Here is a 14,091-nt window from a genome sequence, read left to right as displayed (position 1 = left end):
CTTCCCGGCGGTAAGGGGAGGGCCGGGCTCCGGATTAACATTGCTCTGGCCATTTCTGCCGCGAAGTGCACGGACAGCTGCCAGGCGAGACAGAGAATCAGCAGAGAACTGAACGAATGGGAGCGATCATGGGCGGCCTCGGCGTGCGCTGGACCCTGCACGGCGACGGGAGGACCCCCGCTCCGGGGGCAGTCGTACGGCCCGACGAACGGCTGACCTGGCCGCGCACCGCCGGCCTCGGCGCACAGCATGTCGTGGCGATGTTCGGTGCGTCGTTCGTGGCGCCCGTCCTGATGGGTCTCGACCCGAACCTCGCGATCATGATGTCCGGTGTCGCGACCATGATCTTCCTGCTCGCCACCCGTGGCCGGGTCCCCAGCTATCTGGGGTGTTCGCTCTCGTTCGTGGGGGTCGCGGCGACCATCCGCGCCACCGGGGGCAGCAGCGCCACCGTCACGGGTGCCGTCTTCGTCGTGGGCGCCGTCCTGTTCGCGGCGGGTCTCGCCGTCCAGCGGTTCGGCGCTCGGATCATCCATGCGGCGATGCCGCCGGTGGTCACCGGTGCGGTGGTCATGCTGATCGGCTTCAACCTGGCGCCGGTGACCGCGTCCACGTACTGGCCGCAGGACCAGTGGACGGCGCTCCTGGTGATGCTCTTCACCGGTCTCGCCGTCGTCTGCCTGCGCGGCTTCTGGTCGCGGATCGCGATCTTCCTGGGGCTGGTCTTCGGGTACGGCTTCTCCTGGCTGTCCGACCAGGTCTTCGGGAAGATCCACTCGGTCGACTCGGCCGGGAAGGTCACCGACCACTGGCGTCTCGACCTCTCCGGTGTGGGCCGGGCGGACTGGGTCGGGCTGCCGTCCTTCCACGCCCCGAGTTTCCAGTGGTCGGCGATCCTCGTCGCGCTGCCCGTCATCATCGCGCTGATCGCCGAGAACGCCGGGCACGTCAAGGCCGTCGGCGAGATGACCGGCTCCAACCTGGACGACAAGCTGGGCACCGCCATCGCGGCCGACGGTGTCGCCTCCATGCTCTCCACCGGTCTCGGCGGTCCCCCCAACACCACGTACTCCGAGAACATCGGAGTGATGGCCGCGACCCGCGTGTACTCGACCGCCGCGTACTGGGCCGCCGCCTGCTTCGCGCTGCTCTTCGGTCTCTGCCCCAAGTTCGGCGCGGTGGTGGCCGCGATCCCGGGCGGTGTGCTCGGCGGGATCACCGTGATCCTCTACGGCATGATCGGGCTGCTCGGCGCCCAGATCTGGATCAACGGCAAGGTGGATCTGCGCAATCCGCTGAATCTGGTGCCGGCCGCCGCGGGCATCATCATCGGTGTCGGCGGTGTCTCACTGAAGATCACGGACAACTTCCAGCTCAGCGGGATCGCGCTCGGCACCATCGTGGTGATCACCGGCTACCACGCACTGCGGGCCATGGCGCCGCCGCACCTCAAGTCGCAGACGCCGCTGCTGGACTCGGGCACCTCCTCGTACGAGAAGACCGAGCCCGGCACGGAGCCGGAGCCCGGCGACGACGCCTGAGGGCCGTCCCGCTTCGCCCGTTCTGAGGACGTACGGGCGTGATGCCGCCGTCCGGAGGCCCGCTGCTGCCAGGCTGCCCCCATGGCACAGACGGAACAGCGCGCGGCCCGGGCCGTCCCCGCCCAGCGCTCGGTCGCCGGTGTGGCGGCCAGGATGCGGGCCCTGCGCGCGTCATGGCCGTCCACGGACGGGGTGGCTGTCTTCAACAGCGTCTATCTGACCGTCACCGAGGAGGTCGGACAGCACATCGCGGGACGGCACTTCCCCGATCCGCTGGGTGTCACGACGCTCGGCGTGGTGTTCGCGGAGCGGTATCTGGCCGCGGTCGACGCGGTGGCCGACGGCCGCAGGCCGCCCGCCTGCTGGCGGCCGCTCTTCCAGTACCGCCACCACCCCGGCGTACGGCCGCTGCAGTTCGCGCTCGCGGGCATCAACGCGCACATCGGTCACGACCTGGCGCTCGCCGTCATCGACTCCTGCCGAGTCCTCGACTGTGAACCCGCCGCGCTCGAAGGGGACTTCGACCGGGCCGGCGAGATCCTCGAACGGCTGGAGGAGCAGATCCGCGAGGAGCTGATGCCGGGGCCGGACCTCCTGGAGATCATCGACCCGCTCACCCATCTCATCGGCTCGTGGAGTCTGGAGCGCGCCCGGGACGCCGCCTGGACGGCCGCCCGCATTCTCTGGAATCTGCGGGAACTACCGGTGGTCGCCGAGGAGTTCAGAGAGGGGATGGACGCGAGTGCCGGCCTGGTCGGCCGGTGCCTGCTCACTCCCCTGCGCTGACCCACCCGACTTGCTGACCCACCCGACTCGCTGACCCGCCCGACGGCGCCGACGCACTCGACCGCGCCGGCTCTCCCGACGAAGGAGCACACCCATGGCGATCCCGCTCGGCCTCGGTCTTCCCCAGATGAAGCAGTACGCCATCGGCCGTGATGTCCCGGCGGTGGCGCGCGCCGCCGAGGAGACCGGATTCGGGTCGCTGTGGGTCTTCGAGCGGATCCTCTTCCCGGAGCCCGCGACCCAGGGGCTGTACGGCGTACCGGGGCTGCCCTGGCCCGAGAAGTACCGCTCGGTGGCCGACCCGCTGGTGACCCTGACGCTGGCCGGCGCGGCGACGGGCCGGGTGCGGCTGGGCACCAGTGTGCTGGTGGCGCCGCTGCATGTGCCCTTCCAGCTGGCCCGCTCCCTCGCCTCGCTGGATGCGGCGAGCGGCGGCCGGGTCGTGGCCGGAATCGGGACCGGCTGGTCGAGCGACGAGTACGCGGCGGCGGCCGTGGCCCCGTTCGAGAAGCGCGGGGCGTTCCTGGACGAACTGCTCGACGTCTTCCAGGCGGTGTGGGGACCCGATCCGGTGGCGTACGAAGGGCAGTTCACCACGATCGCCCCCGCCGTGGTCGGCCCGAAACCGGCCCGCCCGATCCCGGTCCAGCTGCCGGCCGGCGGCCCGCGCGCGATCCGGCGGCTCGTCGACCGGGCGGACGGCTGGATGCCGGTCGCCCTGGGGCCCGGCGCCCTGGCCGAGGAGTGGCGGAAGATCCAGGACCTGGCGGGCGAACGGGGGCGCGGGCGTCCCCTGACCGCGACGGTCCGGGTCAACGCGACGCACAGCGTGAAGCCGTACGAGGGCGGGGACCGCGAGCCGTTCCAGGGCAGCACCGCGCAGATCGTCGAGGATCTGGCGGCGCACGCGGAGACCGGGGTGGCCACCGAGTTCCTGCTCGACCTGCAGAGCACGATGCGGGACGCACACGAACTGACGGACGTGGCCGCCGAGGTCTACGCGGCGGCGCGCGCCGCCGGAATCTGACCGGCCGGACGGGGCTGCCGGGGGCCGGTCGGACGGGACTGCGTGAGCCCGACCGGCCGGACGGTGCGGCGCGCCGTCAGTCCTCGGGCAGTTCGACCGGTGCGATCTCGTCGTACAGGTCGCCGGGTCCCGGGTTGGCCGCGTCGGTCGTGCCGCCGAAGTGGTGCATGACGCCCCAGACCGCGTTGAGCGCGGTCTGCACGGCGCCCTCGGCCCAGCCCGCCGTCCAGGAGATGTCGTCGCCCGCGAGGAACAGCCCGCGCCGGTCCTCGGGGAGCCGGTCCTGCATGAAGTGGGTGAACAGCCGCCGCTGGTAGCGGTAGTGGCCGGGCAGGTTGGCCTTGAACGCGCCCATGAAGTAGGGCTCGTCCTCCCAGGAGACGGTGACCGGGTTGCCGATGATGTGGCGGCGGATGTCGACCTTCGGGTAGATCTCGCCCAGCGACTTCAGCATGACCTCCATCCGCTCGTGCGCGGAGAGCGGCAGCCACTTGAGGCTGTCGTCGCACCAGGTGTACGAGAGGCAGATGGTGGCGGGCCGGTCCGGGCCGTCGTCCAGGAGGTAGGTGCCGCGCGTCATACGGTCGGTGAGCGTCATCGACATGGTGTCGCGGCCGGTCGGGTTCCCGTTGTCGTCCAGGGCCTCGTCGAGCCAGAAGGGCCGGTCCACCGGGACGAACAGCTTGGACGACTCCATGTAGTGGGTGCGCTCCATCGCCGTCCAGTGGTCGATCGGGAAGAGCGCGTCATCGCAGTCGATCTTGGAGAGCAGCATCCAGGACTGCGCGGTGAAGACCGCGGCCGGGTAGGTGCGGATGTCGCCGGACGCGTCCGTGACGGTGATGCGGTTGCCCGCCGTGCGGTGCAGCCGGGTCACCGCCGGGCGGGGCTCCCCGCCGTGCAGCGATGCGAGGGAGGTCCCGGACGGCCAGTGGACGGTCTTCTGCGGTTCGCGCTCCCAGAGCCGCAGCGGCAGCTGCTGCGAGCCCCCGACGATCCCCCGGTGGTGGTCGTCCGCCTCGGTGTAGACGACCCGGAGGATCTCCAGGATGGAGTTGGGGAAGTCGGTGTCCCAGCCGCCCGTTCCGAAGCCGACCTGGCCGAAGATCTCCCGGTGCCGGAACGAGGAGAACGCCTCGGACCCGCAGAGGAAGCCGTAGAACGTCTGGTCGTCCAGCTGCTCGACGAGCCGCGCCCAGATCTCCCGGATCCGCGGTACGTCGCGCTCGCGCAGCGCGCGGTTCATGTCCGAGAAGTCCGCGCCCTCCTCCAGGCAGCTGTTCCAGGCGTGCATCACGTCGCGGTAGACCTGCGGAAGGTCGTCCACGGATGTGGCGTAATGCGACTCGCCCTTGAGATCGACCACCGTCGAAGGGGTGCCGGGGGCCAGCGGGTTGGGGAAGGACTTCGTCTCCAGGCCCACCAGGTCGATGTAGTGCTGGAGCGCCGTGGAGGACGGCGGGAAGCGCATGGCTCCCAGTTCCGCGGTGAGCGAGGGGTCGCAGCCCTCGAAGCCCACGGTGCGCAGCCGGCCGCCGATCCGGTCCGCCTCGTACACCACCGGCTTGAGGCCCATCTTCATCAGCTCGTACGCGGTGATGATCCCCGAGAGTCCGCCGCCGATGACGGCGACCTCGGTGCCGTGCGCGGTGGCCGGTATCTGGCCCAGGCCCGCCGGGTGAGCGAGGAAGTCGTCGTAGGCGTAGGGGAAATCCGGTCCGAACATGGTGATCGGCGGCTGGCCGTCGGCGTGCTGCACAGCGGTGTTGGGCACCGTGGACGTCATGGGGTACGGGCTCCTTGCACGGAGAGCCGCGGAAGCGGCTGAAGTGGCGGGGCGGGTCGAGCGGGGCTCAGACCAGCGAGTGGTAGAGGGCCGGGCGGCGGTCGCGGAGATACGGGTTGTTCTCGCGCGAGGCGCGCAGCAGAGCGGGATCGGCGTCGCCGGTGACCAGCTCCGTGCCGCGTCCGGCGCGGGCGCGGACGGTTCCGTCGGGGCCTGCCAGACAGCTGAGCCCGACGAACTCGAACTCGCCCTCGGGTCCGGTGCGGTTGACGTACGCGATGTACAGCTGGTTCTCGAAGGCCCGGACCGGCACCAGGGACTCGGCGACGAACTGGAAGGGGTGCATCTGGGCGGTGGGGACCAGGAGCAGATCGGTACCGGCGAGGGCGTGGGCGCGGACGTTCTCCGGGAACTCCACGTCGTAGCAGATCATGATCCCGATCCGGAGCCCGGCCAGCTCGGCCTGGACGACGGGGGTGTCCCCCGGCGTGAACCACTTCTGCTCGAAGCAGCCGAAGAGATGGGTCTTGCGGTAGTTGGCCAGGCGCTGCCCTTCGGCGCCGATCAGCTGGGCCGCGTTGTGGATCTGCTCGCCGTGGCGTTCGGGGTAGCCGTAGAGCACCGCGATCCCGTGGCGTACGGCGATGTCCGCGACGGCCCGCGCGCTCGCGCCGTCGGCGGGCTCGGCCAGCCGGGGCACGTCGTCTCCGATCGCGTATCCGGTCAGGAACAGCTCGGGGCAGACCAGCAGTCCGGCGCCGGAGGCTGCGGCGCGGCCCGCAGCCTCGTCCAGCGCGTCGAGGTTCCCTGCGACGTCGCCTGGACGGCCGGAACTCTGGAGCAGGGCGGTGCGCAGCGGCGGCATGGCAGACCTCGGACGGTACAGAAAGGGATTCTGGGGACAGACCGACGGTACGTTCAGCGGCTCCACGGGAACAAGACGCGTCCATTGCGCATCACCGCACGATTCGTTGCGTCTCTCGGCCCGGTGATGGGGATCTGTTGCGTGATGGTGCCGCGACCCTTGCGTGGCGGTGCCGCGACCCCTCGGGGTGGGTGCGGGCCTGGCCGGGGGCGCACCGGATTCCGCTGGGGGCGAACTCGGGATGAAGGAGTGATGGACTGACGCAGGCGGGGTAGGCGAGCGGAAGATGACTGAGGAGCCGCCCGTGGTTGTCATGGATTCGCCGTTGGCAGACAGCGCCACGGCCCGCGATGCAGCCAGCCGATTTCTGTCCCAGAACTGTCCCTGGGCCGATGTCGACGCTGTGCTGCTCGTGATCAGCGAACTCGTCGCCAACGCGGCCCGGCACACCGCGGGCTGGTGGCATTTGCGGCTGAGCGCAGAGCCCGGAGTGCTCGTGGTGGAGATGGACGACGACAGCCCGGCGCCTCCCGTCGCCCGTGAGCCCGACTTCGGGGGAGGCGGCGGGTTCGGCTGGCACATGGTGCTGCGGCTGGCCGGTCGGGTCGAGGTCAGCCCGCGCGCGTCGGGCAAGACGGTCCGGGCGATCTGGTCGCATCCGGCGGCCGAACCCGCGGTCGGCTGAGACGGGTCTGCGGAGCGACACGCTCCCTGGGCTCCGGACGATCGCTGGCTCGTGGGGAGGGCACCGACTCCTGGTGGTCACTGGCTCGTGTGGAGGGCGGGTACCGGCTCCTGGTGGTCACTCCGGGCCGAGCAGCCCCGTCCGCAGCTGTGCGGTGATCCGCGCCAGCAGCCGGGACACGTGCATCTGGGAGATGCCCAGTTCGGCTCCGATCTGCGACTGGGTCAGGTCGTCGCCGTACCGCATCCGCAGAATGCGCCGGTCCCTGGCGCCGAGCCGGGCGATGAGCGGTTTCAGCACGGTGAGGTTCTCTACGAGGTCCAGACCGCTGTCGGGTTCGCCGAGCCGGTCGGCCAGCGTCCGGGCGCCGCTGTCCGCCCCGTCCTCGACGGTGGAGTCGATGGAGCCGGCGGTGTAGCCGTTGGCCGCCACCAGCCCTTCGACGACCTCCTCCTCGTCCATCCCGAGGTGTCGGGCCAGTTCGGCGGGTGTCGGGGAACGGTCCAGTCTCTGGAACAGCTCGTCGGAAGCCTTGGCCAGCGTGATCCGCAGTTCCTGGAGGCGCCGGGGGACATGGACCGACCAGCTGGTGTCGCGGAAGAAGCGCTTGATCTCGCCGACGATGCAGGGCATCGCGAAGGTCGCGAACTCCACCTCGCGGCAGAGATCGAACCGGTCGATCGCCTTGATCAGCCCGATGGTGCCGACCTGGACGATGTCCTCCATCTGGTCGGAGCGGCTGCGGAAGCGGGTGGCCGCGAACCTGACCAGTGAGAGGTTCAGCTCGATGAGGGTGTTGCGCGCGTACTGGTGCTCGCGCGTGCCCTCCTCGGCGGTGTCGAGCGTGGCGAAGAAGAGCCGGGAGAGTTCGCGGGCGTCGCACGGTGCGACCTTCGAGGGGTCCGCCACGTAGGGGAGTTCTCCCGGAGCCCGGCCTGGCGGGTGGCCGACGTGCGGGGCGAGTCCGGTCGGAACTGTGGGCACCAGGGGCACGGTGTACTCCCTCTCTCGTTCTCCGGCAGATTCCGCAGTTCCCGGCTACCCGCTGCGGAGCGCTCCATTCGCGGGAATCCGGGCCAATGCGCCGTCAGTTGCCCGCCTCCGGGCTGTCCGGGAAACGCGGGGACAGCGCTGCTGCGGAAGGGCCTGGGGAGGTACGAGGGGAGTCGGCGGAGCGCGGAAACGCCGGAGCCGGCCCCCGCCGTGGGCGGGGACCGGCTCCGGCGTCGGTGCGATCAGCCCCAGCTGGCGTGCAGCGGCTTGCCCTCGGCGTATCCGGCGGCGCTCTGCACCCCGACGATCGCCTTCTCGGCGAACTCCTCCAGGGTGTTGGCCCCGGCGTAGGTGCAGGAGGAGCGGACGCCCGCGATGATCGAGTCGATCAGGTCCTCGACACCCGGGCGGGACGGGTCGAGGAACATCCGCGAGGTGGAGATGCCCTCCTCGAACAGGCCCTTGCGGGCACGGTCGTAGGCCGACTCCTCACTCGTACGGTTACGGACGGCGCGGGCCGACGCCATGCCGAACGACTCCTTGTACCAGCGGCCGTCGGCGGCCTGCTGGAGGTCGCCCGGGGACTCGTACGTTCCGGCGAACCAGGAGCCGATCATGACGTTCGACGCACCGGCGGCCAGCGCCATCGCCACGTCGCGCGGGTGCCTGACCCCGCCGTCGGCCCAGACGTGCTTGCCGAACTTCCGTGCCTCCGTGGCACATTCGAGTACGGCGGAGAACTGCGGGCGGCCCACACCCGTCATCATCCGGGTGGTGCACATGGCGCCGGGGCCCACACCGACCTTGATGATGTCGGCGCCGGCCTCGATGAGGTCGCGCACACCCTCGGCGGCCACGATGTTGCCCGCGACGATCGGCACCTGCGGGTCGAGGGCCCGCACCGCCCGGACCGCGGCGATCATCGACTCCTGGTGGCCGTGCGCGGTGTCCACGACGATCGTGTCGGCACCGGCGTCGAGCAGTTGCTTGGCCTTGCCCGCGACATCGCCGTTGATACCGACGGCCGCGGCGATGCGCAGCTTGCCCTGGGCGTCGACGGCCGGGGAGTAGAGGGTGGCGCGCAGGGCGCCCCTGCGGGTCAGGATGCCGACGAGCCGGCCGTCCGCGTCGACGGCGGGGGCGTAGCGGCGGTTGGCGCCGTCGAGCCGGTTGAACGCCTCACGCGGGTCGATGTCCGCATCGAGGAGCACCAGGTCCTTGGACGACATGACTTCGGAGAGCTGGGTGAAGCGGTCGACGCCCGCCAGGTCCTCGTCGGTCACGACACCGACCGGCCTGCTGTCCTCGTCCACGACGACGCCCGCGTTGTGCGCGCGCTTGGGCAGCAGGGACAGCGCGTCGGCGACGGTCTGCGTCGGGGCGAGCACGATGGGCGTGTCCAGCACGTGGTGGCGCGTCTTCACCCAGGTGATGACCTCGGTGACGACCTCGATCGGGATGTCCTGCGGGATGACGACCAGGCCGCCACGCCGGGCGACCGTCTCGGCCATCCGGCGGCCCGCGATGGCCGTCATGTTCGCGACCACGAGAGGGATGGTGGTACCGGTGCCGTCGGGAGCGGACAGGTCGACGCCCTGACGGGAGCCGACAGCCGAACGGCTCGGCACCATGAACACATCGTCGTACGTCAGATCGTACGGCGGCTTCAGGTCATTGAGGAAACGCATACTAACTCTCTCACCTGCGGTTATACAGAATGGGCGGGCGGGATGTCAGCGCCGTCCGGCACAGGATCAGGCTGCGGCTCCTAGACCATCATCGCCGATGAGGCCCCGGCTGGCGAATACCCGCCCCCTGTTCTGTGGCTTCCGCCAGGGCGGGGCCGGTCGGCCTTGTGCCTTCACCCAAACGGGCCGGCGCGGTGTCGGCGCGGGGCGCGCAGCGGTTCCCGCGGTCAGCTCCGGTCCTCCAGCACCTCGCGCGCCGCACGCGCCCCGGAGGCCAGTGCCCCCTGCACGGACCCCGTGGCGCGGTGGTCTCCGCACACGTAGCGCCCGGCGGACACCCGCGTCGTGCGGCTCAGCGGCCACGGCGCGGTCATGGCGGGCAGGGCGCCCTCCACGGTGTACGGGGCGAGTGGCTCCCAGGACGACGTGTCCGCTCGGTAGACCTCGGCGAGCGCGGCGCGCAGCCGCTCCTCCTCCCCCGGCCCGCCGGGGCCGAGGACCGAGGTGGCGATCAGCGAGCGGTCGGCCGGGGCGTAGGTGGGGGCGACCTCGCTCACCACGCAGGTGTTGAGGAAGCGGTGCGCGCTGTCGACCAGCAGGGTCGGCTCGTGCAGCGGCGGCTGCGGGGCCGCGTGGTAGTAGGTCGTGACGGTACGGGTGGCCGGTACGGCCAGACCGGGCAGCAGCCGGGCCGCCGCGGCGGGCCCGGCCGCGACCACCACACAGGGCGCGTGGCGCTCCGTGCCGTCCGGCAGCTCGACCCCCGTGTCGGTGAGTGCCCGCACGGGGGTGCCGGGGCTCAGCACCCCTGGCGGCAGCGCGCCCGCGAGCTGGGCGGGTACGGCACCGATCCCGGCGGCGGGCAGGCACTGGGTGCCCCGGAGCATGCTGCGCCAGACCAGATGGAAGAAGCGCGACGAGGTGTCGAGGCTGTCCTCCAGGAAGACACCGGAGAGGAAGGGCCGGAAGAACACGTCGACCAGTTCCTCCGAGATCCCGGCGTCGGCGAGCGCCGTACGCGTCGTACGGTCCGCCGCCCGCTTCACCGCGCTCACCGGGCCGAACAGGTCGCGCGCGGAGAGCAGCCCGAGCGCCAGGAGGTCACGGCGGCCCGCCACCGGCCGCAGCGACAGCAGGTCCACCGCCACGCCCGGCCGCCGGGTCGGGTCGCTGAACCGCAGCCGCCCCGACGGTGTGTGCACCAGCGCTCCGGGCGTGAAGGGGCGCAGCCGCAGCCCCCTGAGCCACATCCGCTGTTTGACCTGGGGGTACGACGTGTTGAACACCTGGAAGCCCCGGTCCAGGAGAAATCCCTCGTGCCGGTCGGTGCGCATTCTGCCGCCGACCGTCTCCGATGCCTCCAGCAGGCGCACGGACAGACCTTCCCGGCACAGATCCGCGGCGCAGGCGAGGCCGGCCAGCCCGGCACCGATCACGATGACGTCGCAGCGCCGGCCCGGGTCGTCCGTCATGGGATCTCAGCCCTTCGCTCGTCCGAACTTCAGTAGACGTCCTCGGGGCGGATTTCTCTCCCGATGACGGACGGTCCCCGTGTTCGCGTACCGCGTCCCGGTCACGCGTACGGCCTACGGGCGCCCATCTGCCGCATCGCTGGACAGCCCCCGGGGAGAAGCGACTATGGAAAGAGGAACCGAACGGACCGGACAGCGGCGAAAGCGACATGACGCGGAGATTCCATGAGCGACGGTGAAGCGGCACCCGCACTCGACTCACCCGCACTGCACTGCCTGGTGACCGGGGCGACGGGCTACATCGGCGGACGTCTGGTACCCGAACTGCTCGACGCCGGCCATCGCGTCCGCTGTCTGGCCAGGACCCCGGAGAAACTGCGGGACCACCCCTGGGCCGGACGGGCGGAAGTCGTACGGGGCGATGTCACCGATGCCGCTTCGGTGGCCGTGGCCATGCGGGGCGTCGACGTGGCGTACTACCTGGTGCACGCGCTGAACACCGGCTCCGACTTCGAGGAGACGGACCGCAGGGCGGCCAGGATCTTCGGTGAACAGGCCCGGGCAGCCGGGATCCGGCGCATCGTCTATCTGGGCGGCCTCACCCCCGACGGCGTACCGGAGCGGGAGCTCTCGCCGCATCTGCGCTCGCGGGCCGAGGTCGGCCGTATCCTCCTCGACTCGGGAGTGCCGACCACCGTGCTCCGCGCCGCGGTCATCATCGGTTCCGGCTCCGCGTCCTTCGAGATGCTGCGGTACCTCACCGAGCGGCTGCCGGTCATGGTCACACCGAGCTGGGTGAGTACCCGGGTCCAGCCGGTCGCCGTCCGGGACGTGCTGCGGTACCTGGTCGGCAGCGCGCTGATGCCGGACGACGTGCACCGCTCCTTCGACATCGGCGGGCCCGACATCATGACGTACCGCGACATGATGCGCGGGTTCGCCTCGGTCGCCGGACTCCCGCACCGGCTCATCCTGCCGGTACCCATGCTCTCGCCGCGCCTGTCCAGCCACTGGATCGGCCTGGTCACCCCCGTTCCGCGCGCGCTCGCCCGGCCGCTCGCCGAGTCGCTGCGCTACGAAGTCGTCTGCGGCGAACACGACATCGCGCGGTACGTGCCGGACCGCCCCGGCGTGCCGTTCTCCTTCGGCACGGCGCTCCGGCTGGCACTCCAGCGGGTCCAGGACGCCCAGGTCACCACCCGTTGGTCGTCCGCCGCACTGCCCGGCGCCCCGAGCGATCCGCTGCCCACCGACCCGGACTGGGCGGGCGGCAGCCTCTACGCGGACCGGCGTCAGCTGACCATGGGGGCGACCCCGGACGCGCTCTGGCGGATCATCGAGGGCGTCGGGGGCGACAACGGCTGGTACTCCTTCCCGCTCGCCTGGGCGGTGCGCGGCTCGCTGGACCGGCTGGCCGGCGGAGTCGGACTGCGCCGCGGCAGGAGGGACGCCCAGCGGCTCAGGGTGGGCGACTCGCTGGACTTCTGGCGGGTCGAGGCGATCGAGCCGGGCCGGCTGCTGCGGCTGCGCGCCGAGATGCGGCTGCCCGGGCTCGCCTGGCTGGAGATGTCCGTGGACCAGGACGGCCGGGGGCGCACCCGCTACCGGCAACGCGCTCTCTTCCACCCCCGGGGGCTGCTCGGACACGCGTACTGGTGGAGTGTCGCGCCCTTCCATGCCATCGTCTTCGGCGGGATGGCCCGCAATATCGCCAGGGCGGCGGACCGCGACAGCCGAGGCCGTCAGGAGCCCGCCGCCACCGGCCGCTGACACCTCCGTACGGCGGCGGGTCCGCAGCCGCCGGGACGGAGCACCCGCCCGCTCCCCGGCCGGCCCCCGACGAGTTCCCCGACGAGGAGTGGCGCATGACCGTGTCGGTCGCCCTGTTCACCTCCAACCTCCGGCTGCACGACAATCCGCCGCTGCGCGCGGCTCTCGCGTCGGCGGACGAAGTGGTGCCGCTGTTCGTCCGCGACGAGGCCATCGAGTCGGCGGGCTTCGCCACGCCCAACCGGCGGGCGTTTCTGGCCGACTGTCTCTCCGGCCTCGACGCGGGGCTGCGGGAGCGCGGCGGGCGGCTCGTCGTACGGTCCGGCGAAGTGACCCGTGAGGTCTGCCGGGTGGCCGCGGAGACGGGGGCCGCCGAAGTGCACATGGCGGCCGGGGTCAGCGGGTACGCCCAGCACCGGGAGGAGCGGCTGCGCGCGGCGCTGGAGTCCGACGGCAGACGGCTGCGTGTCCATGACGCGGTGATCACCGCGGTGCCGCCGGGCGCGGTCACCCCGGCGGCGTCGGACCACTTCGCGGTCTTCACCCCGTACTTCAGGCGCTGGTCGGAGGAACGGCTGCGCGCCGTCCAGGGCGCGCCGCGCACGGTGCGGGTGCCGGGGGCCGTCCGGTCGGACCGGCTGCCGTCCCGTACGGACGTGTCCGGGGTCTCGGAAGGACTCGCAGCGGGCGGTGAACGCGAGGGCCGCGCCCGTTGGACGGCCTGGCAGCGGAAGGGGCTCGCCGGGTACGAGGACCACCACGACGACCTGCCGGGCGATCTGACGTCCAGGCTCTCGCCGCACCTGCACTTCGGCACCCTCTCCCCCGTCGAGCTGGTGCGCGACGCCACGCGCAGGGGCGGCCCGGGCGCCGAGGCGTTCGTACGGCAGCTGTGCTGGCGGGACTTCCACCACCAGGTACTGACCGCACGCCCGGCGGCCGCCTCAGCCGACTACCGCTCGCAGCACGACCACTGGCGTTCCGAGCGGTCCGCCGCGCGGGAGATCACGGCCTGGAAGGAGGGCCGCACCGGATACCCGGTGGTCGACGCCGCCATGCGACAGCTCCGGCACGAGGGGTGGATGCACAACCGGGGGCGGCTGCTCACCGCGAGCTTCCTCGCCAAGACGCTGTACGTGGACTGGCGGGTCGGCGCGCGGTACTTCCTGGAGCTCCTGGTGGACGGCGACGTCGCCAACAACCAGCTCAACTGGCAGTGGGTGGCGGGCACCGGCACGGACAGCAGGCCGAACCGGGTGTTCAACCCGGTGACCCAGGGCAAGCGCTACGACCCGCAGGGGGACTACGTGCGCCGCTGGGTGCCCGAGCTGGCCGGGCTGGCGGGTGCGGCCGCGCACGAACCGTGGAAGCTCCGGGGGCCCGAGCGCGCCGCGTACGACTATCCCGAGCCGCTGCTCGAACTCTCGGACGGCCTGGCCCGCTTCAAGCAGGCCCGGGGCCGGGCCTGACCGCGGGTT

At 71.5% G+C, this 14,091-nt stretch carries 11 protein-coding genes; 6 read left to right on the top strand and 5 right to left on the bottom strand.

From position 1 onward, the window contains the following. Positions 1–116: 116 nt before the first annotated feature. The 3 genes from OG285_RS30835 to OG285_RS30825 all read left to right on the top strand — a co-directional run bounded on the left by OG285_RS30835 (position 117) and on the right by OG285_RS30825 (position 3,354). Positions 117–1,541, top strand: a complete 1,425-nt coding sequence (locus OG285_RS30835) for a uracil-xanthine permease family protein (RefSeq protein ID WP_371792797.1) — start codon at positions 117–119, stop codon at positions 1,539–1,541. 81 nt (positions 1,542–1,622) lie between these two features. Beyond that, positions 1,623–2,327, top strand: a complete 705-nt coding sequence (locus OG285_RS30830) for a DUF5995 family protein (protein ID WP_356829225.1) — start codon at positions 1,623–1,625, stop codon at positions 2,325–2,327. A 94-nt stretch (positions 2,328–2,421) separates the two neighbouring features. Then, positions 2,422–3,354 carry an LLM class F420-dependent oxidoreductase gene (locus tag OG285_RS30825; RefSeq protein WP_371792796.1) on the top strand — a complete coding sequence of 311 codons (933 nt, stop codon included), beginning with the start codon at positions 2,422–2,424 and terminating at the stop codon, positions 3,352–3,354. A 76-nt stretch (positions 3,355–3,430) separates the two neighbouring features. Here OG285_RS30825 and OG285_RS30820 read toward each other — a convergent pair whose 3' ends face one another. Continuing rightward, entirely contained in the window at positions 3,431–5,140 is a 1,710-nt protein-coding gene (locus OG285_RS30820) for an NAD(P)/FAD-dependent oxidoreductase (RefSeq protein ID WP_356829229.1), read from the bottom strand. Positions 5,141–5,207: 67 nt separating this feature from the next. Continuing rightward, complete coding sequence (locus tag OG285_RS30815; RefSeq protein ID WP_371792795.1) at positions 5,208–6,005, bottom strand: carbon-nitrogen hydrolase family protein; 798 nt, start codon at positions 6,003–6,005, stop codon at positions 5,208–5,210. 313 nt (positions 6,006–6,318) lie between these two features. Between OG285_RS30815 and OG285_RS30810 the strand changes: the two genes are divergently transcribed. Continuing rightward, on the top strand, positions 6,319–6,690 hold the full coding sequence (locus tag OG285_RS30810) for an ATP-binding protein (protein ID WP_356829817.1): 372 nt from the start codon (positions 6,319–6,321) through the stop codon (positions 6,688–6,690). Positions 6,691–6,807: 117 nt separating this feature from the next. Here OG285_RS30810 and OG285_RS30805 read toward each other — a convergent pair whose 3' ends face one another. The 3 genes from OG285_RS30805 to OG285_RS30795 form a co-directional block, all read right to left on the bottom strand. Then, the gene (locus tag OG285_RS30805; protein WP_371792794.1) at positions 6,808–7,674 is read right to left on the bottom strand and encodes an RNA polymerase sigma factor SigF; all 867 of its coding nucleotides are present in this window, start codon (positions 7,672–7,674) and stop codon (positions 6,808–6,810) included. A gap of 251 nt (positions 7,675–7,925) precedes the next feature. Then, on the bottom strand, positions 7,926–9,371 hold the full coding sequence (locus OG285_RS30800; protein WP_356829233.1) for a GuaB1 family IMP dehydrogenase-related protein: 1,446 nt from the start codon (positions 9,369–9,371) through the stop codon (positions 7,926–7,928). A gap of 227 nt (positions 9,372–9,598) precedes the next feature. Next, a complete protein-coding gene (locus OG285_RS30795) occupies positions 9,599–10,843 on the bottom strand; it encodes an NAD(P)/FAD-dependent oxidoreductase (protein ID WP_371792793.1) in 1,245 nt (414 codons plus the stop codon). Between the two features lie 225 nt (positions 10,844–11,068). Here OG285_RS30795 and OG285_RS30790 point away from each other — a divergent pair, with 225 nt between their 5' ends. Together OG285_RS30790 and OG285_RS30785 are read left to right on the top strand one after the other, a co-directional pair. Then, positions 11,069–12,613, top strand: a complete 1,545-nt coding sequence (locus tag OG285_RS30790) for an SDR family oxidoreductase (protein WP_356829237.1) — start codon at positions 11,069–11,071, stop codon at positions 12,611–12,613. A 95-nt stretch (positions 12,614–12,708) separates the two neighbouring features. Continuing rightward, the gene (locus tag OG285_RS30785; protein WP_356829239.1) at positions 12,709–14,082 is read left to right on the top strand and encodes a deoxyribodipyrimidine photo-lyase; all 1,374 of its coding nucleotides are present in this window, start codon (positions 12,709–12,711) and stop codon (positions 14,080–14,082) included. The last annotated feature ends 9 nt before the right edge of the window (positions 14,083–14,091 follow it).

This window comes from Streptomyces sp. NBC_01471 (genome assembly GCF_041438865.1).
GTDB lineage: Bacteria > Actinomycetota > Actinomycetes > Streptomycetales > Streptomycetaceae > Streptomyces.
The sequence above is the reverse complement of the archived record's forward strand: the minus strand, read 5'-3'. Positions and strand labels throughout refer to the sequence as shown.

Excerpts from the sequence above, each read along its gene's own strand:
- OG285_RS30830 (WP_356829225.1), top strand. The coding sequence starts at position 1,623 with ATGGCACAGACGGAACAGCGCGCGGCCCGGGCCGTCCCCGCCCAGCGC.
- OG285_RS30795 (WP_371792793.1), bottom strand. The coding sequence starts at position 10,843 with ATGACGGACGACCCGGGCCGGCGCTGCGACGTCATCGTGATCGGTGCC.
- OG285_RS30815 (WP_371792795.1), bottom strand. The coding sequence starts at position 6,005 with ATGCCGCCGCTGCGCACCGCCCTGCTCCAGAGTTCCGGCCGTCCAGGC.
- OG285_RS30785 (WP_356829239.1), top strand. The coding sequence starts at position 12,709 with ATGACCGTGTCGGTCGCCCTGTTCACCTCCAACCTCCGGCTGCACGAC.
- OG285_RS30825 (WP_371792796.1), top strand. The coding sequence starts at position 2,422 with ATGGCGATCCCGCTCGGCCTCGGTCTTCCCCAGATGAAGCAGTACGCC.
- OG285_RS30800 (WP_356829233.1), bottom strand. The coding sequence starts at position 9,371 with ATGCGTTTCCTCAATGACCTGAAGCCGCCGTACGATCTGACGTACGAC.
- OG285_RS30790 (WP_356829237.1), top strand. The coding sequence starts at position 11,069 with ATGAGCGACGGTGAAGCGGCACCCGCACTCGACTCACCCGCACTGCAC.
- OG285_RS30810 (WP_356829817.1), top strand. The coding sequence starts at position 6,319 with ATGGATTCGCCGTTGGCAGACAGCGCCACGGCCCGCGATGCAGCCAGC.
- OG285_RS30835 (WP_371792797.1), top strand. The coding sequence starts at position 117 with ATGGGAGCGATCATGGGCGGCCTCGGCGTGCGCTGGACCCTGCACGGC.
- OG285_RS30820 (WP_356829229.1), bottom strand. The coding sequence starts at position 5,140 with ATGACGTCCACGGTGCCCAACACCGCTGTGCAGCACGCCGACGGCCAG.